At 49.1% G+C, this 24,697-nt stretch carries 25 protein-coding genes, 1 pseudogene and 1 riboswitch; of the genes and pseudogenes, 2 read left to right on the forward strand and 24 right to left on the reverse strand.

The features are described 5' to 3' along the window. Window positions 1-115: 115 nt before the first annotated feature. Window positions 116-242, reverse strand: a riboswitch (FMN riboswitch). Between the two features lie 282 nt (window positions 243-524). Together SPSYN_RS02315 and SPSYN_RS02320 are read left to right on the forward strand one after the other, a co-directional pair. After that, window positions 525-794, forward strand: a pseudogene (locus tag SPSYN_RS02315) (DUF6449 domain-containing protein); the annotation flags it as partial. 85 nt (window positions 795-879) lie between these two features. After that, window positions 880-1,125, forward strand: a complete 246-nt coding sequence (locus SPSYN_RS02320) for a hypothetical protein (RefSeq protein ID WP_161820876.1) — start codon at window positions 880-882, stop codon at window positions 1,123-1,125. A 146-nt stretch (window positions 1,126-1,271) separates the two neighbouring features. Here the strand turns inward: SPSYN_RS02320 and SPSYN_RS02325 are convergent, their stop codons facing one another. From SPSYN_RS02325 to SPSYN_RS02440, 24 genes are all read right to left on the reverse strand, one after another. Continuing rightward, the gene (locus SPSYN_RS02325) at window positions 1,272-1,949 is read right to left on the reverse strand and encodes a hypothetical protein (protein WP_161820877.1); all 678 of its coding nucleotides are present in this window, start codon (window positions 1,947-1,949) and stop codon (window positions 1,272-1,274) included. 289 nt (window positions 1,950-2,238) lie between these two features. Then, on the reverse strand, window positions 2,239-2,886 hold the full coding sequence (locus tag SPSYN_RS02330; protein ID WP_161820878.1) for a GntR family transcriptional regulator: 648 nt from the start codon (window positions 2,884-2,886) through the stop codon (window positions 2,239-2,241). 104 nt (window positions 2,887-2,990) lie between these two features. Beyond that, window positions 2,991-3,653, reverse strand: coding sequence for a ribulose-phosphate 3-epimerase (rpe, locus tag SPSYN_RS02335; protein WP_161820879.1), 663 nt, complete (start codon window positions 3,651-3,653; stop codon window positions 2,991-2,993). Window position 3,654: 1 nt separating this feature from the next. Then, complete coding sequence (gene rsgA / locus SPSYN_RS02340; RefSeq protein WP_161820880.1) at window positions 3,655-4,533, reverse strand: ribosome small subunit-dependent GTPase A; 879 nt, start codon at window positions 4,531-4,533, stop codon at window positions 3,655-3,657. Window positions 4,534-4,543: 10 nt separating this feature from the next. Next, complete coding sequence (pknB, locus tag SPSYN_RS02345; protein ID WP_161820881.1) at window positions 4,544-6,415, reverse strand: Stk1 family PASTA domain-containing Ser/Thr kinase; 1,872 nt, start codon at window positions 6,413-6,415, stop codon at window positions 4,544-4,546. Between the two features lie 144 nt (window positions 6,416-6,559). Further along, window positions 6,560-7,942: a peptidoglycan D,D-transpeptidase FtsI family protein gene (locus SPSYN_RS02350; protein ID WP_161820882.1), complete on the reverse strand. Its 1,383-nt coding sequence runs from the start codon at window positions 7,940-7,942 to the stop codon at window positions 6,560-6,562. Next, window positions 7,939-9,195, reverse strand: a complete 1,257-nt coding sequence (locus SPSYN_RS02355) for an FtsW/RodA/SpoVE family cell cycle protein (RefSeq protein WP_161820883.1) — start codon at window positions 9,193-9,195, stop codon at window positions 7,939-7,941. The genes SPSYN_RS02350 and SPSYN_RS02355 overlap by 4 nt, the downstream gene beginning before the upstream one ends. Before the next feature lies 1 nt (window position 9,196). Continuing rightward, window positions 9,197-9,913, reverse strand: a complete 717-nt coding sequence (locus SPSYN_RS02360) for a Stp1/IreP family PP2C-type Ser/Thr phosphatase (protein WP_161820884.1) — start codon at window positions 9,911-9,913, stop codon at window positions 9,197-9,199. Then, on the reverse strand, window positions 9,864-10,400 hold the full coding sequence (locus SPSYN_RS02365) for an FHA domain-containing protein (RefSeq protein WP_161820885.1): 537 nt from the start codon (window positions 10,398-10,400) through the stop codon (window positions 9,864-9,866). The genes SPSYN_RS02360 and SPSYN_RS02365 overlap by 50 nt, the downstream gene beginning before the upstream one ends. A 2-nt stretch (window positions 10,401-10,402) precedes the next feature. Continuing rightward, window positions 10,403-11,152, reverse strand: a complete 750-nt coding sequence (locus SPSYN_RS02370) for an FhaA domain-containing protein (protein WP_161820886.1) — start codon at window positions 11,150-11,152, stop codon at window positions 10,403-10,405. Between the two features lie 14 nt (window positions 11,153-11,166). Further along, window positions 11,167-12,213: a dual-specificity RNA methyltransferase RlmN gene (gene rlmN / locus SPSYN_RS02375; RefSeq protein ID WP_161820887.1), complete on the reverse strand. Its 1,047-nt coding sequence runs from the start codon at window positions 12,211-12,213 to the stop codon at window positions 11,167-11,169. 70 nt (window positions 12,214-12,283) lie between these two features. Then, on the reverse strand, window positions 12,284-13,645 hold the full coding sequence (gene rsmB, locus SPSYN_RS02380; protein WP_161820888.1) for a 16S rRNA (cytosine(967)-C(5))-methyltransferase RsmB: 1,362 nt from the start codon (window positions 13,643-13,645) through the stop codon (window positions 12,284-12,286). After that, window positions 13,542-14,360 carry a DUF116 domain-containing protein gene (locus SPSYN_RS02385; RefSeq protein ID WP_423828271.1) on the reverse strand — a complete coding sequence of 273 codons (819 nt, stop codon included), beginning with the start codon at window positions 14,358-14,360 and terminating at the stop codon, window positions 13,542-13,544. Before SPSYN_RS02385 ends, rsmB begins: the two co-directional genes overlap by 104 nt. Window positions 14,361-14,418: 58 nt before the next feature. Beyond that, window positions 14,419-15,390 (reverse strand): methionyl-tRNA formyltransferase, encoded by a 972-nt coding sequence (gene fmt, locus SPSYN_RS02390; protein ID WP_161820889.1) that lies wholly within the window; start codon window positions 15,388-15,390, stop codon window positions 14,419-14,421. A gap of 35 nt (window positions 15,391-15,425) precedes the next feature. Then, window positions 15,426-15,878: a peptide deformylase gene (gene def, locus SPSYN_RS02395; protein WP_161820890.1), complete on the reverse strand. Its 453-nt coding sequence runs from the start codon at window positions 15,876-15,878 to the stop codon at window positions 15,426-15,428. A 39-nt stretch (window positions 15,879-15,917) separates the two neighbouring features. Further along, the gene (gene priA / locus SPSYN_RS02400; protein ID WP_161820891.1) at window positions 15,918-18,158 is read right to left on the reverse strand and encodes a replication restart helicase PriA; all 2,241 of its coding nucleotides are present in this window, start codon (window positions 18,156-18,158) and stop codon (window positions 15,918-15,920) included. Window positions 18,159-18,229: 71 nt separating this feature from the next. Further along, entirely contained in the window at window positions 18,230-18,535 is a 306-nt protein-coding gene (locus SPSYN_RS02405) for a hypothetical protein (protein ID WP_161820892.1), read from the reverse strand. A 150-nt stretch (window positions 18,536-18,685) separates the two neighbouring features. Next, a complete protein-coding gene (cysK, locus tag SPSYN_RS02410; protein ID WP_161820893.1) occupies window positions 18,686-19,609 on the reverse strand; it encodes a cysteine synthase A in 924 nt (307 codons plus the stop codon). 216 nt (window positions 19,610-19,825) lie between these two features. Continuing rightward, window positions 19,826-21,028 carry a bifunctional phosphopantothenoylcysteine decarboxylase/phosphopantothenate--cysteine ligase CoaBC gene (gene coaBC, locus SPSYN_RS02415; RefSeq protein ID WP_161820894.1) on the reverse strand — a complete coding sequence of 401 codons (1,203 nt, stop codon included), beginning with the start codon at window positions 21,026-21,028 and terminating at the stop codon, window positions 19,826-19,828. A 12-nt stretch (window positions 21,029-21,040) separates the two neighbouring features. Beyond that, entirely contained in the window at window positions 21,041-21,259 is a 219-nt protein-coding gene (gene rpoZ, locus SPSYN_RS02420) for a DNA-directed RNA polymerase subunit omega (protein ID WP_202623708.1), read from the reverse strand. Between the two features lie 186 nt (window positions 21,260-21,445). Beyond that, complete coding sequence (gmk, locus tag SPSYN_RS02425) at window positions 21,446-22,057, reverse strand: guanylate kinase (RefSeq protein WP_161820896.1); 612 nt, start codon at window positions 22,055-22,057, stop codon at window positions 21,446-21,448. Continuing rightward, on the reverse strand, window positions 22,047-22,316 hold the full coding sequence (gene remA / locus SPSYN_RS02430) for an extracellular matrix/biofilm regulator RemA (RefSeq protein ID WP_161820897.1): 270 nt from the start codon (window positions 22,314-22,316) through the stop codon (window positions 22,047-22,049). The genes gmk and remA overlap by 11 nt, the downstream gene beginning before the upstream one ends. Before the next feature lie 14 nt (window positions 22,317-22,330). Then, entirely contained in the window at window positions 22,331-23,209 is an 879-nt protein-coding gene (locus tag SPSYN_RS02435) for a YicC/YloC family endoribonuclease (protein ID WP_161820898.1), read from the reverse strand. A gap of 256 nt (window positions 23,210-23,465) precedes the next feature. After that, window positions 23,466-24,659: a pyridoxal phosphate-dependent aminotransferase gene (locus SPSYN_RS02440; protein WP_161820899.1), complete on the reverse strand. Its 1,194-nt coding sequence runs from the start codon at window positions 24,657-24,659 to the stop codon at window positions 23,466-23,468. Between the last annotated feature and the right edge of the window lie 38 nt (window positions 24,660-24,697).

The following is a 24,697-nucleotide window of genomic DNA, read 5'->3' on the forward strand; positions in this document are numbered from 1 at the left end:
AATTTTTTGCGTAGAAAACTAAAAATCCCCGAAGAAATCGAGCTTCTTCAGGGAATGCATAAACACATCAAGCACATTAAGCCCCGCGCCCGGAGCAAAATGAACCCAATCGTTTTACAACCTTCTTCCATCCAGACTTTACTGTCGGCCCCGGAATTACACCGGATCAACCCATTAGGGCTCGCGGGCTCGGATAAGACCTTACCGCCGGTACGGAATTTCACCAGTCCCTGAAGGTTACATATTTTTTATTATTATTATAGTAACCTGCATACGGTATGTCAATATTCACGAATAATTAAAAGATAATGTATTAAAATATCACCTATATCACACCCACATTTTTCGTTTTCCTCAGTAATAAAACATGTTTTTATCCCTCAAATGCTATACATTTCACTTACCTGCAAACATTTAGCATAGCAACTTACAAAACTGTGTTGAGTTAATGCAATTGTAGTTCTAATTTTAGCATTGAATTTTATGCTACAGCAAGTATGCAAAATGCTTAATTAAATAATGGAACTACAATGACCAGGGATTATCAAATTATATATGACGAATATGCCAACTTTCTAAAACCCATTTACGAATCCGAAGAATATAAGAAAATGCATTATGATATTCTACAAGTCAATCCGGATGATGTGGAAAAAATAACCTTAAGGCCAAATATGAGCACCGGTAAACATAAAGAATTAGTAATATTGGAGCCAACTGATGTAGAAGAAGCAGGAGTTGATCAAATAAATGCTTCCTGGGAAAAATCCGTTATTTGTTGGAAAACTGGTTGAAAAAGAAAGGTTATTACCAAAAAGCTAGAATTCTTCCTGAAGAAATAGCCTATGCTGTGATAGAGAAAGTTGAAAGTCGGGACCAGTGGAAGAAAAAAGAAGAACAGGATATATGATAGATGAAAATGCAGCTGATAAAAAAGTTAAGCGATTAGAAATTAGAGATAAAGGCCAAAATGAAACATGCTTAAGAGAACATCGCTCTGAATGGCTTTTGACTAATAATAGTTACATTATTGGTTTTTATGGCAAAGATAATGAAAATTTTGGTTATGGTAGTTTTGCAGAAAATAATGTTCCTGATTTTGTTAAAGTACATTTTAAAGATTAACTATCACGATATCAACAAACCGGAAACCTGAGTAAATTGTAATCTAAAACCCCGTCTAAAACAGAGAGCACCGAGATACTCGGTGCTCTTCCTATCTTAACGCTTCAAAGATAAGAAATTTTTTTATTGGACAGCACCAGGATATGTTAGGCTATCTCAGTTTTGCTCAAGCTGCCTCTGTATTTATGCAAATCAGAAATGATGCCGTTGATCCTGTCAATAGTAGCTTTATTTTTCCAGTAGCTCTGTCCATCGGTACAGCGGTTAAGACAACTGTATAAAACGCTCAAGCGCAAGTAAAGCCTTCTGGGTAGTAAAGCAACATCACCACCCAGCTTATGCCAGGCTTCAGTAAAAAAAATGGACTTGCTGTACTGATCATGATACTGATTATAAGACTCGCTATTCCCGGCTGCCAGGTCATTGATAATGGATCGGTTTTTCTTGAGCTCCTCCAGCAGTTCATCAATGATAAACAGCCTTTTTTCAGTCACCTCCTGGACCCTAATTACCTGATAATACCAGACGGTCACAATCACGCCAAACAAAGTCAGCAGGCCACCCAACGCGGCCTCGTTAAACCCCCTGGCAAATTCCGGTGTATTTACATGCTCACCCAGGGTATGTAACAGGCCGGGGAGGGCATTGGAAAGCCACTCCCAGTTGGCTAAAATCACAATCAGTTCCCTGTTTAAGGATAAAATTACCCAGACAATTACCGGACTGAAGATCATGAGGAGGCAGATAAAAACCATCTTGACCGAACGTAGCACTTTACGCAGCCAACGGCTGGATGCAGCTTTCGACAGGTTGTTGACATTCATGCAATCACCCCAAAAACCCTACCGGTTGTTCCAAGAAAATCGCACCCATTCGGTTACCTCTGCGCACGATTTTCAGTACTTTAATCCTTAGCGCTTGCCATAAATATGGCAAGCGCTATTCCCTATAGTACAAAAAAAACCCACCGTTTCTTAACCGGTGGCTTGTTTAGCTTATCCAGATCGCATGCATATTATCCTGTGCAAACCGTTACCTCTGCCATCCCATATCCAGGGAGAGCTGCTTGATTTTACACTTTAAGTTTCCGGGTTACGAATATAATTTGCCTCCCTAAATATCCTCAGGGAGTATTTCTTCGCCGTTGACCATTTGATACACTCTATTAGCGGAGTCATGAGTGCCCACCATGAGAAGCACATCACCAGCCTGCAGGATGGTTTTGGCTTCGGGAGATAGCATTTCATGACCGTTACGGTAAATGGACAATATGGTAGCCCCTGTACGCACCCGAAAATCAGTTTCAGCCAGGGATTTACCCAGTAAAGGTGAGTTATTGGGCACAGTTACCTCATCCAGCTTTTGCAGCCGCCCGGCCATTTTAAAGGTATAATCTAATAGCTCATTAGTCAGGTGATCGATCTCAGTGTTCAACTTTTCTCTTTCCTTTAACAGCTCAGTTAAACGTTCCTGAATATCCAGCAAAACTTTTTTCTGGTTGTAGTCCGCCAGGTACTCCCGGGCTGCAGAATCTGATTTCACCACCACTCCTACACCGGGCATAACATCAACGATACCCCTTTCCTGAAGCAGCGTTAACGACCGTCTAATGGTTTCCGGCGAAACATTGTATTTACCGGCCAGCGTGGATCGGCCGAATATCTTCTGGCCGATACGGTACTCTCCCCGCACTATATGGGTAGCGATATCCACGGCAATGGTAATGTATCTTGCAAGGTGGACATGTTGTTGTTCCCGCATTAGTTACGCTCTCCTCTTTTTTAATAATTTAACCAGCAAGCTCAGGCTTGCCATCATTTAAATTGTTATTTTGGACTGCTTGGTGTATTTCACTCGTTTACGCGCTACTTGCCGCTGTTGGCTGCCTCCCTGATGGCCTGTACCGCGGCAGCCGGGTCAGTTGTGCCAAATACTGCCGAGCCGGCTACCAGCACATTGGCTCCGGCTTCAGTTACACTGCGGGCAGTATCGGTATTAATCCCGCCATCTACCTCCAGCCACACAGCCGGTTTGTGTTCCTTTATATACCGGCTAAGCTGCCGTATTTTCGAGAGCATTTGCGGTATAAACTTTTGGCCGCCAAAACCCGGATTCACGGTCATTACCAGTACCAGATCAAGCAGGGGCAAAACATAATCCAGCCCACTTGGCTGTGTGGCCGGATTAAAGGACAGGCCGGCCTGCTTGCCGGCTTGTTTAATCATTTGCAAAGTACGGTGTAAATGAGGACATGCTTCGACGTGTACAGTGATAATATCGGCACCGGCATCAATAAAGTCATTTATATACCGGTCCGGGTTTTCAATCATCAGGTGCACATCAAAAACCATACCGGATAGCGGCCGCAGCGCCTGAACCACCAGGGGTCCAATGGTTAGGTTCGGCACAAAATGCCCATCCATGACATCAATATGTAAAAATTCCGCGCCGGCTTGCTCCACAGCCCGCACCTGGTCACCCAAGGCGGTAAAATCAGCCGACAAAATTGACGGGGCAATTTTAAGCAAACTAATATCTCCTTTCCTCCTCCATTACTTCTGCTAAAAAATCCAGGTAATGCCGGTAACGCAGCGAGGAAATCTTCCCCCGCTCCACAGCAGCCTTAACCGCACAGCCCGGTTCCCGGTTATGCAGACAGCCGGTAAACTTACACCCTATCTCGAACTGGGCAAACTCATTAAAATAACCGGCTAAATCCTCCCGCCGCATGGCCGGCAGACGCATACTGGAAAAACCGGGGGTATCTGCAACCAGACCACCGCCGGCCAGGGGAAGTAACTCCACGTGTCTGGTGGTATGTTTACCCCGTTTTAACTTAGTACTGATATCCCCGGTTTTTAGCGCTAAACCGGGCTGCAGAGCATTTAACAGGCTGGACTTGCCCACCCCGGAAGGACCGGCGAACACGGTAATCCGTTCCTTTAAAACCGCCCGAAGGTTATCCATGTGGACTCCCGTTTTGGCACTAACTCCAAACACCGGGAGCCCTGTTTTCCGGTACTCTTTTACTATGTCAGGTTGCTCAGTCTCAGCCAGACCGGATAAGTCGAATTTATTAAAGCAAATCACCGGGCTAATGCCGGCAGCCTGAGCCTGCACCAGAAAACGGTCCAGCAGTACCGCACTTGGCTCCGGGTTACTGATGGCAAAAACAATCACTGCTTGCTCAACATTAGCCACCGGTGGCCTGATTAGTTCTGTACTGCGTGGAAGAATTGCCTCCACCACACCCTCTGTATCATTAATCTGCTTCACATTAACCCGGTCACCCACCAACGCTTGCCCGCTTTGACGGCGAATTTTTCCCCGGATGGTGCATCGTAGAACCCGATCTTTAGCCAAGACAAAATAAAAACCACCATAGGCCTTTATTATCACACCGTCCATAAAGGCCCTCCTATTTTAAATTTTCTTCCCAGATTAATTCTTTGTCGATATATACCTCTACCACCCCACTGCCCAGGTATGTGATTCCCTGCACAATCCGGTCACCAGCCACATGTGAGTTGGCATACTGCACCTGGCGTCCCTGGATATCTTCTACTATTATTTCCACCACGTGGGTATTTCCGTCATCCGGTATTTCATCCGATATTTTAACCTCTGCCGATCTTTGTACCGGTCCGGGTCCGTTATTTATTACCACGCTGACCTGCGTTCCTTCTTCAACCTCAGTACCGGAAACCGGTTTCTGGCTGATAATTTGTCCTTTTAAAAAACCGGGGGCAAATTCTTGTTCGACATCATCTTCATTGAGCTGTAAATTCAGCTCCTTTAAAATTAGCCTGGCCTCATCCAGGGTATGGCGAATTAAATCGGGTACTTTTTGTAATCTGGGCTCCGGACCCTTACTGATGGTAATCTTGATCTCCGTACCTTTGGGCACCTGCTTGCCGGCGGTTACCGACTGCAGCACTACTTTGCCCTTGGCTACTTCATCGTGAAATATTTCATTATAGGGACGGGCCAACTTTAAACCTGCCTCGTTTAACCTGTATTCCGCCTCAAAATCACTCACATTGTATAAATCAGGCACTTCCCTCATTTCCGGGCCTTTGCTGACTGTCAGGATAACCTCCCGGGGCGGTTTAACGGCAGCATCCTCCGGTCCAATGCTCTGGGCAATAACTTTGCCCTTTTCTATTTCCGGGTCATAGGCTTCAATAAAGCTAACCGTTAGGTCCAGCGCTTCCAGCTTCGACTTGGCCATTTCTTTGGTCATATTAACGACACTGGGTACTTTTAAGGTCGGAGTATTCAATAAATCATATAAACCATATAGACCGCCGGCCAGCAGGCCGGCCAGCATTACTACCACAACCCAAAGCCAGTATCGCCGATCTCGTCCTCCAGTTTTAGTGGGCGGCTCATCGATATTCTTTTTGTTGGCTGCCCCGGCTCCCGCCATGGCAATGATTTCTTCGGTGGGCAAAACCATTGTGGCCTGCCCTGTATCCTCCAGCGCGAGTTCCAAATAGCGGGCCATCTCCCCGGCACTTTTATACCGGTCTTCAGGCTTCTTCTCCATGGCCTTCATCACTACCGCCGCCAATTCCGCAGGTACGTCTTGGTTAACTTCATTAACTGGCTGCGGGGTTTCTTGAATGTGCTTGATGGCTATAGCTATAGGACTATCACCGCTATAAGGCTGCCGGCCGGTTAGCATTTCGTATAACAAAATACCCACAGCGTAAATATCTGATTGGGTGGTAGGAATCTCACCCCTAGCCTGTTCAGGACTTAAATAATGAACCGAGCCTACAATTGTATCCGTGCGGGTGATTGTTGACGCGGTAGCTTCCAGGGCAATACCGAAATCGGTTAGCTTAGCCCGCCCACCTTCGGTAATTAAAATATTGTGGGGTTTAACATCCCGGTGCACAATATGGTTTTCATGGGCATGTTCCAGCGCTTCACAAACTTGCATAGCGAAACGCACAGCCTGCTCAGGTGCAAGTACGCCGTTTTTACGAATAACGTTCTTTAGGTTATCACCCTGGACGTATTCCATGACCAGATAGTGAATATTCTCTTCCTGGCCCACATCATGAATATTGACAATGTTGGGATGGGACAGGCTGGCCACGGCCTGGGCTTCGCGTTTGAAACGCCGTATAAAATCCTCGTCTGAGGTAAACTCAGGGCGTAAAACCTTTATGGTTACATAACGGTTTAAATAAGTATCCCGGCCCTTGTATACAATGGCCATACCTCCGCCACCCAGTTTTTCCAGTATCTCATACCTGTTTCCCAGCATTTTGCCTATCATAATTATTTCTCCTCAACATTCTACTGTTCGATTAGCGCTTTTTAGTGATGAGGTTTTTGCCTCACTTGCAGCTAAGCTATTGTGCTCAAGACGCTGAGCCATCACGTGCCCGAAGATTAATCTTGCGGTTTAAAAAAAGCAGAATTAGATAGATAGCTCCAGCGCCTGCCGGATAACCTCACGGGCAAGCGGGGCAGCCACGGCTCCACCTCCGCCGGCATTTTCCAGCAACACCGCTACCGCAACCCGAGGATCCTGGGCCGGCGCAAAACCAACAAACCAAGCATGGCTCTGACCATGCGGGTTTTCCGCAGAGCCCGTTTTACCGGCCACCGTGATGCCAGGCAGCGCCGCCGCCTTGCCAGTACCCTGTCTGACCACAGCCACCATGTCTTCGTTGATCGCAGCAGCCACCAACGGATCCATGGCCTGCAGCCATTCCTTCGGTTGTATTTCTACTTGACCGTTGGCCTCGCCACTATATCCTGATACGATATACGGCTGCATAATGACACCATCGTTAGCCACAGCTGCAGCCAGCACAGCGGCCTGAAGAGGGCTAATCAATACTTCGCCCTGCCCGATGGCACTGGAGGCCAGGTTCGGGCCGTCCATTTTACCGGCTGCGGTAATACTACCAGGATATATCGGCAGTGAAAAAGTAAAATTTTTGCCAATGCCAAAGGCCTGCACCTGCCTGGTAAATTCCTCCGTGCCTACAGCCAACCCGTATCGCGCAAAAGCTACGTTACACGACTTGGCAAAGGCTTCCCGGAAATCCACCCTACCATGTACCCCATTATCACGCAGGGTAAAACCGGTGATCTTTAACTGCCCTGCACAGTTTATAGTATCCCCCACCCGATCAGGTAAACTGGACCGGTACGCCGCTGCGGTAACAATTTTAAAAACAGAACCTGGCGGATAAGCACCCAGGGTAGCCCGGTTTAGCATCGGTGCATCTGAGCGGTCCATATAGTTTTCCAACTTGACAGGGTCATAGTCCGGGTAACTGGCCATAGCCAGTACTGCACCGGTAGAAGGTTCCAGCACTACTATGGCTCCTTTTTTACCAGCCAACAAACTGGTGACCTTTTGTTGCAGTCCGGCATCAACTGTCAGGCTCACATCATTACCAATACCAGGGTGGCCTAGTATTCGATCCCGCAGAGTAGATACACTATCTTCCTTCAGACCCAGCAAAATTTTGGCCATAGACTTTTCAATACCGGCAGCCCCATATTTACTGGATTGATAGCCCACAATATGCGCAGCAGCATTGCCCAGCGGGTATTCCCTGGCATAACCATCAACCATCTTTACGCTGCGGGCCAGTACTGTGCCCTGCCTATCCACAATATTCCCCCGCTTAATTTGGCTTTCTAGGACAGCTATGCGCGGGTCCGCCGGCGCAAGGCCGCTGCTGGACACACGGTCAATAAAAAACGGAATCCAGCCCAGGTACACACAGATCACAACCAGGCCCGCCAGGATGACATAGGCCAACTTGCACACATTACCCTTCATAGGCTATCAGCCTCACCTGATATGTTAAGCAGCATCCCGGCCAAAATAAAATTGGCCACCATTGAACTACCTCCGTAACTGATAAATGGTAAAGTGATCCCCGTCATGGGTAACAATTTAGTAACACCGGCAATGATAATCAATACCTGTAAACCTAAAATGGCCGTAAAGCCGGCCGCCATCAACCCGGCATATTCATCCCTTGCTGCCAGAGCGATTTTAAAGCCTCGGTAAATCAGCAGCATGTACAAAATCAAAATACCAACCCCGCCCAGCAAGCCGGTTTCTTCACAAATGGCTGAGAAAATAAAGTCAGTGTGCACCGCCGGAATAAAGCCGGGATATCCGGCCCCCAGCCCGGCGCCTAAAATACCGCCATTTTTGATCGCATAAAGGGACTGGATAATTTGATATCCTGATTCCTGGGCAGTAGCCCAGGGGTTCAGCCAGATAGCTACCCTGGTATGTACGTGATCCACCAGCAGGTAGGCCGCTGCCGCCCCGGCCAAAAACATTAAAGCACCCAACAGGCTATACATCCACCTGGCTGTAGCAATGTAAACCATAGCGAGAAAGGTGCCAAAATATATCAGCGCTGTGCCCAGGTCTTTTTGAAACACCAACACTAACAGCGCAGTCAGCCACATCCCAACCAGCGGTCCCCATTGCTGAACACCGGGTAAAATATAGACCCGCTGCTCACCTCCCTGCAATAGCATGCGGCTTTCCATTAAATAACTGCCCAGAAAAAAAACCAGCAGCAGCTTTACAAATTCTGATGGCTGAAAGTGGAACAGACCCAGGTCTAACCAGCTTTTCGCCCCACCCTGTTCAATACCAAAAAATATCGGCAGCAGCAAAGCTAAAATACCAGCTAAAGCCACCAAGTACTTGTAGTCTGCCAATTCCCGGTAGCGGCGCAGCAAGGTGGTGGTCAGGTACAAGGCAGCCAGGCCAATAACCACCCAGGACAACTGCCTGTACCCGTAACCAGGATTTAAACGAAACAGAAAGACCACCCCGGTGCCGGCCAGGAAGCTGATTAAAGGTACGATGTACTGGTCAAAATTGACCCGACGCCACTGCCAAAGCACACTGAGCAGCATAAATCCGGTAAACATGAGCAGTGCTGCGGCTATAGCCCATTTTCCATCCGTTCCGGTGGGTTCCTTCAGGTAGAGGATGCTCCCCCCGGTCAAGGTATACAGAAAAACCATTGCCAGCAATATACGCTCTTTACCACGCCTGTACAAATTAATCCACCGCCAGAAAAATAATGGTTATATTATCGTTGCTCCCGCAGGCAATGGCTTCCTTCAGTAGCAGATGCACACCTTCTTCAGGGTCTAAGGCCTGCAGCATTAAATCGCCAATACGCTGCTCCGGGACAAAGCCGGTTAGTCCATCAGTACAAATGAGCAACCGGTCACCCCAAGCCAGTTCATATTCAAAGATATCGGCAACCAACCGGGGGCCGATACCCAGCGCTCTGGTTAAAACATTGCGCCGGGGATGCTGCATGGCTTCCTTTTCGGAAATGCCGCCCCAATCAATCAGCTCCTGTACCAGCGAGTGGTCGATAGTTAATTTATTAATTTTACCTGACCGCAGTAATAATGCCCGGCTGTCACCCACATTGGCCACAATGATCTTAGCACCTTCGATCAAACAGGCGGTGATCGTGGTGCCCATCCCCTGCCGCTGGGGGTTTTCCCTGGCCGCCTGGTAAATGGCGTCATTGGCCTGCTGGATCGCTCTGGCCAGCTTTTCACGACCGGACTTAATATTAGCCTGGTTTTCTCTCAAATACCGTTCCAGTACCTCAAGGGCCATCCGGCTGGCGACATCTCCGGCCAGGTGGCCGCCCATACCGTCCGCCACAGCAAATAAACCTAAATCAGGATAAACACAGAGCCAATCTTCATTCCTCCGGCGCACCGGGCCGCACTCGGTGATCTGACTCCACTTCATAACCCCACCTCACAAACTTGAAAATAATCTCACCGATTCTAATTTGATCACCATTGGCCAGTACAGTGGTCTCGGCAAGGGGCTTACCATTTAAATAAGTACCATTCTTGCTGCCCAGATCTTCCAGCCAGTACTGTCCGTCCCGGTTATACAACCTGGCATGGTTGTTTGAAGCAAACCGGTCAGGCAAAATAATTTCGTTTTGCGGCCCACGACCTAACTTAAGCTCCCTGTCCAGGGCAAACTCCAAACCCTCAAGAGCATATTCTTGCGGCGCAGATTCAACCCGCAACAGTCCCGGACCATTTCGTTCAGTAGCAGCCGGGAGGTAAATTTGCTCACCGTCATCCAGCGTAAAAGCATGGGCTGTTTTTTGATGCTTTGCAGTGTTATGTAAATCCTTAATTAAATAAGTTAAAACTATGCATATAAATACGTAAATTAAGACCGTAAAAGAGGTGCGCAATACAAATAAAATAATATCCAAAATCATTCCACCTTAAAGATCAATACCGTATTGCCCATTTTAATCATATCCCCATCGGCCAGCTCGTGCTGGGCAATTTTCACTCCGTTAACATAGGTCCCATTTGTGCTGGAACGATCACTAATCATAAGCTTCCGGCCGGTACGGGTAATTACAGCGTGACGTCTGGATATACTGCTGTCCGGCAGACAAATATCGCAAATTTCTCCGCGACCAATGACTAGCTGGTTGCCGGATAGCACAAAACGTTGACCAATAAACGTGCCCTCTACTACCTCCAGCAAACCGGTTTTTGGAATTACTTCAGGTACATCGCGCACCGGGGTAAAACGCAGCGTATCCTCAACTTCCAACTGCTCCTGGTCCGGCGCTGCTTCCACGCTCTCATCAAAAAAACTTTTTATCTGCAGCTCTCCCTGGGGCAAATCCTGGTGTTCCATAAAGGATACTGCCACCGGCCCCAGCATGGTATATTTTTTTTCAACCGCCTTGTTTTTTACATACTCGCTCATCTCGGCGGTAAACCGGTCCAGCAGCGGTTCAATTGTGGCAAAGTCCCCTGGTGCCAGAGAGATTTCAAACCGGTTGGGCACGAAAATATTTTTAAGTCCGGACCGTCGCCGGTCACGCATTTCCCGCGCCAGTTTTTTGGCTATTTCAACCGGCTGCAATTCACCGCTGCCAAATTTATCCTTAAAAAAACCCTCAATATATTTCTCCAGGTTACCTTCCAGCTCTGAAAAAAACCCCACTGTAGATCACCTCGTTAAGGTTTATCGCTCCCCATTATTCGCCGGCGCAGCTGGCCGCAGGCTGCATCAATATCCAGGCCCATTTCTCGTCGCACAGTGACCGGGTAACCGGCTTTTTCCAGAATCTGCTTAAAAGCTTGTACTTCCCTGGCTCCGCTGCTCGCGATTCCGCGCTCGGGCACCGGGTTAGCCGGAATTAAATTCACATGGCAGTGAATGCCACGCAAGATACCGGCCAGTTCTTTAGCCTGGGCTGCTTGATCATTAACCCCGCCCAGTAAAGCATATTCAAAGGAAACCCGCCGTCCGGTACCTTTAGCATAAGCGCGACAGGCCGGTAGCAGTTTTTCTAGCGGGTAAACCCGGTTAATCGGCACCAGTTGATTGCGCAGCGCATTATTGGGGGCGTGCAAAGAAACCGCCAGGGTAATGGCCAGATGCAGCTGCAGTAGATCGTAAATGCGCGGCACAATACCGCAGGTGGATAAGGTAATGTGTCGTTGGCCAATACCCAGCCCGTAGGGTGCGCTAACCAGCCCTAAAAATTTAATTGTGTTAGCATAATTATCCAGGGGTTCACCTGAACCCATTAATACTATACGACCGATGTGCTGGCCAGATGCCTTTTGCATAGCCCAAATTTGGTCAATTAATTCACCCGGGGTGAGGTTACGGACCAGCCCGTTAAGTCCTGAGGCGCACAGCTTACAGCCCATGCGGCAGCCTACCTGGGTAGAGAGGCAGGCGGTATAACCATAATGATATAACATCAACACGCTTTCTACGGCCTGGCCATCCCCCAGCTGCAGCAGAAACTTGACCGCTTCGCCGCCACTGGAAACCTTTTTATCCAGCACCACCAGCCCGCCCGGACTAAATTTACCGGCTAACTTCTCCCGCATTTCTTTAGGCACGTTGGTTATCTCGTCAAAAGAGGCCGCCCCTTTGCGGTGCATCCAGTCAGCTATCTGTGCGGCTCTGAATTTAGCCAGGCCAAGAGCGGTTACCTCCCCTCCCAGCTCTTCCAGCGATAAATCTTTGATATTGACTAATCCAGGCATAAAAATCCCCCGTCGACATGTTTTGCTATTCTACATTACGTTAGCCAAATCCTGCTTAGCGGGTTAATCGCTAATTACCGCTTTTGACCAGCCTGGCCATAAAAAACCCGTCCAGACCATGGACATGTGGCAGTATTTGCAGGTAACCCCGGTCTAAGGTTTCATCCTGATCAAGTGCGCCAGGTAATAATCCAGCCAGGGTATCCCATTTAAATTCCGGATGTTGCTCTAAAAACAACTCCACCTGCCCCAGGTTTTCTTCCCGTGTAATGGTGCAGGTGCTGTAGACTAAAACCCCGCCGGGCTTTAACGCCGCCGCTGCCGATGCTAGAATTTGTGCTTGCAGCTCAGCTAAAGCGGCAATTTGTTCTTCTTGCTTGCGCCACCTGGCATCCGGGCGTCGGCGTAATACGCCCAACCCTGAGCAGGGGGCGTCCACAAGCACGTAATCAGCCCATCCGGTGTACCGGGCTGGTATCTGCCGGGCATCGGCCAGCACTGGCTGCACGATTTCAACACCCAACCGCCGGCAGTTTTCGGTAATCAGCTTTATTTTATGCTCGTGCACATCCAAAGCCAGGATTTCGCCCTGGTTTTGCATCAGCTGGGCCAGGTGGGTGGCTTTACCGCCGGGGGCGCTGGCCACATCCAGTACCTGGGAACCTGGTGTTGGATTTACGGCTTGTCCCACAAGTATAGAGCTTTCATCCTGGGCTTGGAACTGCCCTTCTTTAAAGGGCGCTAGGGAACCCAGGGAGACAAAACCCTGCAGCTGAAGGCAGTCAGCAGCATATTGGCCTCTTTGTGATGTTACGCCCAGGCCGGTCAGCCGTTCCATCAACTCGGCTGCACTGGTTTTTAATGTATTAACCCGCACGGTGTTAGGCGCGGGTTGATTGTTGGCGGCACACAAGGCCTCTGTTTCCGAATAACCAAAATCCTTAAGCCACCGGCGCACTAGCCAATCCGGATGCGAGTAGCGCAAGGCGATATAACGCACCGGATCATCACCCGGGTCAGGGTAGCTTAAACGCTCCTTGCCCCGGGCTAAATTACGCAGCACACCGTTGACAAATTTTACAATGCCTTCATGCCCATGCCGGCGAGCTAGCTTAGCCGATTCATTAACAGCAGCCGAATCGGGTACCCGGTCCATAAATATAAGCTGGTAAGCGCCTAAGCGCAAAATATTGCGCACTGCTGAAGACAGGCCGGACAGCGGCCGCCGCAGATAGTGGCTTAAAGCCCAGTCCAGTGTATTTTGAGCACGTAAGGTCCCGTAAACTAGTTCGGTGATAAACGACCGGTCTAATTTTCCTGGTTCTAGCTTATCCAACAACACGCCCAGCGCCAGATTGGCATAAGCTTCCCGTTCTTCCACCGCCAACAGTACTTGAAGAGCCGCCTCCCTGGGGCTTGTCTGATGATTCAATTGCGATCACTTCCGTGTTTATAAAATATTGTATCGCTTCTTCTACCCACTGTATCGAAAACCGCGTGTCCTGGCAGGGACCGTAAGGCCTTAAATTAGTGACGCCCAGCACCGGAATGGGGTTGGCATCTAGAATACCGCTGGTTAAATCCCGCTCACAGGCTATGGCCACGATAGCCCTGGGACGGTAATCCTGTACATATTTGCGGGCCAGGGTGCCCCCGGTAGCTACCCCTACGCCAATACCATACCGGTCTCGGAACTGCAATAGATCGTTAACCATGCAGCCGCCACAGCGCCGGCAATTATCCACATTACCCGTTACTTTATGCACGCAGTCACTGTTTTGCAAGCAATGCGGAGCCAACAGCAGCAATTGTTCCGGTGCAACAGTAATTTGCTTAACCCGCACCAGGTTATTGTTCACTTCAATAAATGAACTTTTTATCCGATCCATGTCTATTTTTAAAAGTCTGCCCAGCATTAAGACCAGAGGGAAAAAGGTATTTAGTGCCACCCGTGTGGGGCCTTGTAACAGGGCAAACGGTTTTGCACGGATGATGGTTAAAACTATAGCGGTTAGACCAAAGCCTGCCAGCATAATAATAACCAGCAGCATTAGGGCCACCGCTAACAGCACTAGTTTATAGACAAAAGAGCGTTCGGGGCTAAAAATAAGGAACCAAATGGATAAGGCCAGTAAACCCACCACCATCAGGCTAGCCACCAGTAAACCAATAAACAACCGTTTGTGCGTGTGGAGCGGTACCACGTTATACACCACCGCCACCTGCCGATGACTCTTCTTCGCCCAGCTTGCTGCCGGCAGCCAGCTGGTTTCCCCGTAAAAATTCGGCCGCCTGCATCCGTTTTTTACCCTGCAGCTGCAATTCATCAATCCTCAGCACGCCATTGCCGGTCTGTACAAAAATACCCTGGTTGCCGCCGGCAACCAGCACCTGGCCAGGCTCGGCAGAGCTTGCCGGGTAATCCTCCATCACGGATACACGCCATATTTTTAGCAGCTTATCCGCCAAGGAGGTACGAGCGCCAGGCCAGGGATTTAAACCCCGGACCTGGTTTTTGATGGCCATCGCATCCTGTTTCCAGTCAATCAGTTCATCCTCCCGGGTAAGCATGGCAGCATAGCAGGAAAGGTGATCTTGCTGAGGTACAAACTGGACCTGGCCGTTTTTTATCAGTTCCAGCGCTTCCACCAGCAGGCGCCCGCCCAGCTCAGCCAGCCGGTCATGCACCAGCCCTACCGTGTCCTCCGAGCCAATCGGCAACTCGCCCTGCAGCAGCATGGCACCGGTGTCCAGTCCCCGGTCCATTTGCATAATGGTAACTCCGGTTTGCCGCTCCCCATTGATAATGGCCCGATGAATAGGTGCCGCCCCCCGGTAAGCAGGTAAAAGCGAAGCATGTACATTTATACAGCCATACGGGGGCAGGTCTAAAATCTCCGCCGGCAATATCTGCCCAAAGGCGGCCACTACAATGATATCCGGATTAAGCTCCTTAAGCACTTCAATAAAATCGGGCTCACGCACCTTTTCCGGCTGATAAACCGCTAATCCCGACGCGAGGGCAGCCGCTTTAACCGGTGAAGGGCGCAGTTTTTTCCCCCGCCCGCCCGGCTTATCCGGCTGAGTTACCACAGCGACCACTTCATAATTATTTTGCAACAAGGCCTGCAGCGCCGGCACTGCAAAATCCGGTGTACCCATAAACACAACTCGCATATTCATTAAACCCCTTCAAAACCCCACCAAGATAACTACACTCTTTTTAAATTCTTTGCCTTATCAATAAATAAAATTCCGTCCAAGTGATCTATCTCATGCTGCAGAGCCCGGGCCAAAAAGCCGGTTGCCTCAAGCTCAGTTTCTTCTCCAGCCCGGTTTAAGCCTTTTACCTTAACCCACTCAGCCCGGACAACATCGCCCACCAAGCCGGGAATACTCAGGCATCCTTCGCTATCAATTTGCTGGCCATCTTTTTCCGCCAGTACAGGATTGATAAACTCAACTAAACCTTTGCCTATATCAACCACAATCACTCGCTTAGGTACCCCAATTTGCGGAGCAGCTAGTCCCACACCCTGATTAGCGTACATGGTATCGCGCATATTATCCAGCAATTTATCAATATGGGGACCCAACTTGGTAACCGTAATCGCCTTCTCCCTGAGTACATCATTCCCGACCTCAACAACTTTATATATCGCCAATGTTAAACTGCCTCCTTATTGATGATACAAAATTAATTTTTACATAGTATACATCGGGTCCACATCTATACTCATTTTTAATGCTTTGCCCGGCAAAGTGCCGTGGCTAGCCTGGGCGAACTGTTGCATCACCAGGCGCAATTGCCGGTAATCAGCACTCCACAGTATGATGTGCCACCGGTAATCTTCCTTTAGCCTGGCTAACGGTGCCGGGGCAGGTCCTATTATCATTATTCTTCCCCCGCTCAGCCCTTCAGCAAACCTATCTAGCTGAGCGCGAATTTTTTCCGCGGCCTGCTGCACGGCTGCCTCGTCCCTACCGTACACTAGTATCCTGACCATCTTGGCAAAGGGCGGGTAACCCATTTCCTTGCGTAAGCCGAGTTCTTTGTAAAAAAAAGCTTGGTAATTGTGCCGGGCGGCAGCCTGCACTGCATAATGCTCAGGAGTGAAGGTCTGAATTAAAACCTCCCCCGGCTCGTCTCCCCTGCCTGTCCGCCCAGCCACCTGGGCCAGCAGTTGAAAGGTGCGCTCTCCAGCACGAAAGTCCGGCATGTGTAGCGTACTATCGGCATTGATTACCCCGACCAGGGTTACCCCCGGCAAATCCAAGCCTTTAGCCACCATTTGCGTGCCCACTAAAATATCCGCTTCGCCACTAGCAAATGCAGCCAGTATTTGTTCATGTGAGCCCTTGCGCGTGGTGGTATCCGCATCCATGCGCAAGATACGGGCCCCGGGCAGGTGCGCCGTCAACTCCATTTCCACCCTCTGGGTGCCAGTGCCAAAATAGCCCACCTGACTACTCCCGCAATCGGGGCACCGCTGAAGCGCTTGCACCTGGTAATTGCAGTAATGACAGCGCAAACGACCATCGGTATGGTAGGTAAGAGAAATTTCACAGCGAGGGCACTTCAATACCAGGCCGCATTCCCGGCAAACTACCAGAGTTTTAAAACCACGTCGGTTTAAAAAAATAATGGCCTGTTCCTTATTATGAAGTCTTGAACGCAGTTTCTGTAATAGCAGCAGGCTAAAAATACCGCTATTTCCGGATTGAACTTCCCTGCGCATATCCACTAACTGCACATCGGGCATATTTTTGCCCTTGACTCGACAGGGCATATTTAACAACGTGTACTCACCGCCCGACAAAGTCCGGCAATAAGATTCTAAAGAGGGGGTAGCGCTGCCCAGCACTAGCACCCCACGGTTCTTTTGAGCCCGGTATAGAGCCACCGCCCGGGCGTGGTAACGGGGCGCTTCCTCTTGTTTGTAAGAAGGCTCATGCTCCTCGTCAATAATGATTAAGCCGGGATCAGGTACCGGTGCCAGTATTGCTGAGCGCACACCCAGGACAACCGGCGCGCTGCCGCTATCTATACGCATCCACTCATCATATCTTTCACCATCGGACATACGGCTGTGCAGCACGGCCACAGCCCGGCCAAAGCGGGCCTTATACAACCGGACCATCTGCGGTGTTAAAGCTATCTCAGGCACAAGAGTGATGGCCTGCCGGCCTGTGGACAGCACTTGCTCGATGCAGCGCAGGTATACCTCGGTCTTCCCGCTGCCCGTAACGCCATGCAGCATGAATACCCGGTGTTCACCTTGTTGCAGGGCAGCTGTAATAGCTTGCACGGACCTGCCTTGCTCCGTAGTTAAGGTGACCGGGGCTTGCCGGACAGCTTCATACTGCGGGTAGGGATCCCGGGCGAGCAGCTCGGTTTCCACCCGCAGTTGTCCCCCCGCACACAATTGGTTGATTACCGGTAAAGAAGCGCCGGATACCGCCGCCAAAGCTCGTTTGTCCAGCCCCGGATGCTGCAACGCTGTTTCCAGCACGGCCAGTTTTTTCGGCGACCGCGCCAGCTGCTCCTGCAGCAGCGGCAGCTGCTCCGGCCCAACAGCGCTGTAAAGCCTGGCCACCGACCGGGCAGCAGTTTTTTTCAGTGCCGGACCAATAACTGACTGCAGCGCCTTCACAGTGCTGCAGAAGTAATAATCAGCCAACCATCTGGCCAGGGTTAGCTGCTCTGCACGAAATAAAGGGTTTTCATCAACCAAACCAATGATTTCCTTAACCCCCGGCACAGCTTTTTGTTCATTAAAACCAACCACAAAACCGGTTATTTTTTGTTTGCCGAAGGGTACCTTTACCCGGTGGCCGAATTGTAATATGCCGGCCAACCTTGGAGGTACCTGGTATTGGTAAGTCCGGTCAGTCTGTAAACCCGGTACTTCCACCAGTACATCGGTATATAATTGATTGTTCATGCATATCCCTCAAGTTTGTCATGCATCAAATATTTCACCTAGTTAATTATAGACTAACAACATAGCAAACCTCAATCCATCTTTTGACACACTGTCGCCACCCGCCCGCTATCAGCCGGTGGGTGCTGCGGGGCATGCACAATGGTCAGGCTGTTAAAAATCATTTCCTTCTCATACTGCAGTTGATCATCTCGAAAGAACCGCTGCCTGATTTCAACGCGGGGAACATAAACAGAAAACTCATGCGGTACCGTGCTGTTAACCCGGCGGGCCATAGTCACCAGTACATCTCCTATTTTAATCGCCGCTATATCCATCTGCGGTGATCCGGCCCGGAACTGAGGCCGGAGTATCTTTTTTAACTTGCTAATAAACATTGGCCATCACCCATAAGGTTTTTATCCATAATATGTCATAGAGGAACAAAAGTGTGTAGTAAAATATAAAATGCGCTCAGGCCGTTGCTCTGGCATAGCGCATTTTTTTGGGCTGATAATATATCTGCACCGGTCACCCTAATTAAACGCTTAACCTTCAAATACCGGAGTACTCAAGTAGCGCTCGCCGGTATCGGGTAAAATAGCCAGAACAGTTTTACCCTGTCCCAGTTCCCGACCTATGGCCACTGCAGCGTACACCGCGGCACCACTGGAAATACCCACCAGCAAACCCTCTTCCCTGGCCAAACGCCTGGTCATCTGATAAGCATCCTCGTCTGATACTGCATATGGCGAGTCAACCAGCGCTAGGTCCAGGTTGTCCGGCACGAAACCGTCCCCAATCCCCTGCAGGCAATGTGGGCCCGGTTTACCACCGGATAACACCGCTGAACTCTTAGGTTCAACAGCATATACTTTAATGCCGGGAAATTGTTTTTTCAACACCCGGGCCACACCGGTTAAGGTGCCGCCTGTGCCCACACCGGCAACATAAGCGTCAATATCACCGTCCACCTGCTCCAATATTTCCTGAGCCGTGGTCTGTTCATGATATGCCGGGTTATTCGGATTAGTGAACTGATCCGGCATCCAGGCTCCAGATATTTGCCGGACCAATTCCCGGGCTTTTTGCACGGCTCCTTCCACATTCTTGTCTCCAGGGGTGAGCACCACCTCAGCTCCGTATGCCCTGACTAGTTTTCTTCGTTCCTCGCTCATGGATTCAGGCATTACCACAATCACCCGGTACCCCTTAACAGCACCGACCATAGCCAGGGCAATGCCCTGATTGCCGCTGGTCGGCTCGACAATAACGGTGCCCGGCTTAAGTATGCCCTCCTTCTCAGCAGCTTCCAGCATACCCAGCGCCGCCCTGGCCTTGGCGCTGCCGCTGGGATTAATCATCTCAAGCTTGACCAGTATACGCGCGTCACAGCCATCAGTTACTTTATTTAGCCTGACCACAGGCGTATGACCCACCAGTTCCAAGACGTTGTTAAAAATACTGCTCATTGTCAAAATACTTCCCTTCTAAATTATGTTAACATGCATTATGCTGCCATTTCAAGTAAATGAAGGTATTGCATTGTTTCTAATTACGACCTAGTGATACTGTTTCCTGAACATATTCAGGCCAAACTTACGGTAAGGCAGCAGACCAATTAAGTGATCTGCTGCCTTTTCACACAGGTTAAAACATATCTAACGAGGCAAACTATTCTGCAATATTTATTTCTTGACCAATAATAATTGCTGTATTTTATCCCAAATAACCTCACTAAGCGCCAGCTTGTCCATCACCGGCTGAGGTTCGACCGTACCATCCGGGTATAAAATCTGCACCAGGTTAGTATCGGAACCAAATCCGGCACCCGGCTGGGTGACATCGTTGGCTACCAGCAGGTCTAAATTCTTTTTGTTTATTTTTTCCCGGGCATTGTTAATTAAATCCTCGGTTTCGGCAGCAAAACCTACTAGTAACTGGTGGGTTTTTTGTCTGCCCAGCTCTGCTAAAATGTCCGTAGTTTTTTCCAGCTCCAGTACTAAGCTGGACTCATTTTTTTTGATTTTTTGGTCAACCATCGCCCGGGGGCGATAGTCTGCCACAGCAGCTGCTTTAATGACTACATCCATCCGGGGATACAGTTCCAGCACTGCCCGGCGCATTTGCTCTGCGGTTTCCACGTTAATCACCTGTACACCGTCCGGTACAGTTAGACCGGTAGGTGCTGAGACCAGATAAACCTCAGCTCCCCTTAAGGCTGCTGTTTCAGCCAGGGCATAACCCATTTTACCGGAACTGCGATTGCCCACATATCTTACCGGATCGATCGGCTCCCGGGTGCCTCCGGCAGTAACCAGAACCGCGCGCCGGGCTAGCTCCTTTTTCGGCTCCAGCACCTCTTTAATTTTTTCCAGGATCACCGGTACATCGGCCAGCCGTCCCGGTCCCTCATCCCCGCAGGCCTGCGGTCCCACAGCCGGATCAACTACATAGAAGCCCATCCGGCGCAAACGTTTCAGGTTGTCTTGCACAACCTGGTTAAGGTACATGTGCACATTCATGGCCGGGCAAACCAGCACAGGGCAACCCATCGCCAGCACTGTGGTAGTAAGCAAATCATCGGCTATGCCACAGGCCATTTTGGCGATAATATTGGCGGTAGCGGGCACGATCACGGCCATATCCGCCTGGCGGGCCAGTTCCAGGTGAGGGTAACGCCAGCCAGGCGGCGTTTCAAAGGTATCGACGTGAACACGGTTGTGTGAAATGGATTCAAAGGCCAGAGGCCTGACGAATTGCTGCGCCCCGGCAGTCATGATGACATGCACCTCAGCACCTGCCTTGACCAGGCCGCTTGCCAGATCCAGGGCACGATAAGCAGCAATGCCGCCGGTAACTCCAATCACAAAGCATTTACCCTTAAGCATGAGTCACCCCCGTTATTTTATCCCCTGCTTGGTCCTCCTGTAGGTAACCTCCCCCTTAGCCACTTCCTTTAGCGCCGCTGAAACGGGTTTACCTACTAACCATGTTTTTTCCTCTTGATCTTGTTGTAACGCAATTTCCGTTATTTGACGTGCACGTTTGGCCGCTATTACCACCAGGGTATACCGGCTATCTACGTGTTCCATTAAAATATCTAAAGAAGGTTTATTCATGGCCATTAGAACGTCAAACCTCCAACTATAAATATCGTTATCTATGTTGCATTATTTAGTCATCTTTATAGTATATTCCATACAATTTAATTTACTATGTAATAACCTCACCCTGCCAAAATTAATTCTGCTCCATAACATATTCGTTAAATCAGCTTGGTTAAATACTAAACTGGTGCAGGCTTGCTAGTAGTTATGCAAAAGCAAATCTATATCAAAAAGCCTGGGACGGCATCTTTCCGCAATGACAATAGCACATAACCTTTGTACGGTTTCCGCTAAGTCATCGTTAATGAGCAGATAATCATACCTGGGTATTTCTTTAATTTCCTTTTCCGCCCACTGCATTCGCTGTTCAATATCTACGCTGCTGTCCGTGCCCCTGTTTTTTAGACGCCTAGCCAACTCAGCCCGGGACGGAGGCAATAAAAAAACTAGCACGCTATCGGGATACCGACTCTTAACGTGCAGAGCACCCTGGACATCAATTTCCAAAACGACATCTACGCCCCGGCTAAGCGCCTCCAGCACCGGCTTCTGCGGTGTTCCATAATAATTCCCGTAGACATCGGCCCATTCCAGCAACTGATTCCCTGCGATCATTGCCTCAAACTGTTCCCGGTTCAAAAAATAATAGTCTACCCCGTCCTGCTCCTGGCCGCGCGGTTTTCTCGTCGTTGCAGATATAGAAAGCTGCAAATTGGCCAGTTCTTTGAACAAGCCCTGGCATACTGTTCCCTTGCCGGACCCGGATGGGCCCGATACCACGATTAAGCTCCCCCGGGTGCTACTCTTCATCGTTAACGACAACACTGTCCTTATTGACCAAACGGTGGGCCACTGTTTCAGGCTGTACAGCTGAGAGTATGACGTGATCGCTGTCTGTTATGATGACTGCCCTGGTCCGGCGGCCATAAGTGGCGTCCACCAGCATACCCCTGTCCCTGGCCTCAGTAATAATCCTTTTAATTGGTGCCGATTCAGGACTGACGATGGCAATAATCCTGTTAGCTGAAACAATATTGCCAAAACCAATGTTAATTAATTTTATATCCATGTCCGTGCCTCCTGTTATTCAATATTCTGTACTTGTTCCCTTATTTTTTCTAATTCACTTTTCACTTCTACGACAGTACGGTTAAGGCTCACATCAGAGGATTTTGAGGAAATAGTATTAATTTCACGGTTAAGCTCCTGCAGTAAAAAATCAAGTTTCCGGCCTACCGGCGTACTAAGCGCCAGGTCATCCCCAAACTGCGCCAAGTGACTTCTCAACCGCACAATTTCCTCCGCAATACTGGAGCGTTCAGCAAACAGCACTACCTCGGCATCCAGCCGAGCCTGGTCCAGTATGCCGGACTCCAGCAAATCATGCAACCGCTGGCGCAGCCGCTCGCGATATTCTTCTACCACCAATGGTGAACGCTGTTCTATTTCATCGACAAACGCAGCAATGCGCCCGATCCGCTCCTGAATATCAGCAGCTAACCGGTCTCCCTCTCTGCTACGCATATCCATTAAGCCCTCCCGTGCTTGAACCAGGGCTGCTTCAATGTCAGGCCACCAGAGCTCCGTATCTTCTTCAGGCTCTTCCAAAGAAAATACACCGGGCAAATTCAGCAATTCCGTGACAGTTGCCTCTCCGGTCAAGGGCAGTTTACTTTTCAACTCTTCTACCGCTTGTATGTATGAGGCAGCCAGTGACTCGTCTACTTTTACCTTTGTCCGCTCCGAGCCGCAACTATGCGCGTTAATATATACATCCACCCTACCGCGGGCAATTTTCTGCTGTATTAATTTTTTAATACGATCTTCCAGGACATTCATGGACCGGGGCATGTGTAAAACAATTTCACAATAGCGATGATTGACTGACTTCATTTCAATAATTATTTTTAACACTTCAGAATTAACTTCACCGCGCCCAAAACCGGTCATGCTTTTGGTCAATGTTCCACCACCCAGCTTGGTTTAGTAGTATATAGTATTGACTCTGATACTAAAAATAATTTTTCTACCTGAAAAAAGAAATTCCTTTAAATAAAAAGAAAATCAGTGATAATCTTTGTCTAAAGCCAATAAAGAATTAATTCAATGTTAATTAAGGTGACATAATGTTTCCAACCAAAAAATTTTATAAAAAAACACGCCAGGTAGTATAACCGTGGCGCGTCTTCTAAACTCACCTGGCCGATGCGCTGCGTGATTACTGCAGTGCTTTGAGTACCTTTTCAATAAGGTCCAGTCCTTCACGGATATTATCCATTGAAGTTGCGTAGGAGAGACGGAAACAATTATCATCACCAAAGGCCACACCGGGAACAATGGCCACGTGTTCTACTGCTAAAAGTACCCTGGCCAGATCGGTCGCATTATTGATAGCTTCACCGGCATAACTTTTACCCAACAGTGCTTTGACATCAGGGAATACATAGAATGCCCCGCCCGGGCGATTGCACCGAACACCATGAATAGCAGTTAATCTATCAACCATGTAATCCCGTCGTTTGGCAAACTCAGCCACCATTTTCTGCACAGACTCCTGAGTGCCGGTTATGGCTTCCAGACTGGCCGCCTGAGCAATGGAAGTAGGGTTAGATGTGGAATGGCTCTGCAGATCGGCCATCGCCTTAGCAACCGGCTGCGGCGCAGCGGCATAACCAATGCGCCATCCCGTCATGGAATAAGATTTAGATACACCGTTGATCACAACAGTTAAATCCTTTAAACCCGGGCTTAAAGAAGCAATACTAACATGCCGGTTAGCATCATAAATTAATTTTTCATATATTTCATCCGAAATAATAGCTATGTTATTTTTTTCTAGTATTTCACCCAAGGCCTCCAGCTCAGCTTTGGTATACACAACTCCGGTTGGGTTGCCGGGGCTATTTAATACAAACAGCCTGGTATTAGCAGTAATCGCGCTTTGCAGCTGAGCAGGCGTCAGTTTAAAACAATCTTCCACCCTGGTGGGCACAATGACCGGCTTAGCACCTGTCATTTTAATTTGTTCCAGATAAGTCACCCAGTAGGGGGCAGGCAGAATCACTTCGTCTCCTTCCTGGCACAACACCTGAAAGGCATTATACAGCGAATGCTTAGCACCGGAAGAGACCACAATTTGACTGGGCTCATACTGCAAGCCGTTATCCTCAGCCAGCTTATTACAAATAGCCTGGCGCAGTGGCTCAATACCGGCCACCGGGGTGTATTTGGTCATCCCCTTAGCAATAGCCTGAACCGCTGCCTGTTTAATATTCTCCGGTGTATCAAAATCCGGCTCGCCGGCACCGAAGTTAATCACCTTGATCCCCCCGGCTGTCATTTTCTTGGCCTGGGCGTCAATGGATAAGGTGGGAGATGGACTGATATTCTTGGCACGCTCAGCTAATCTCATGTTACTATCTCCATCCTCCTATTGTTGCATGAATTTAT

This window comes from Sporotomaculum syntrophicum (genome assembly GCF_009932395.1).
In the GTDB taxonomy this organism is placed as follows: Bacteria; Bacillota; Desulfotomaculia; order Desulfotomaculales; family Desulfallaceae; genus Sporotomaculum; species Sporotomaculum syntrophicum.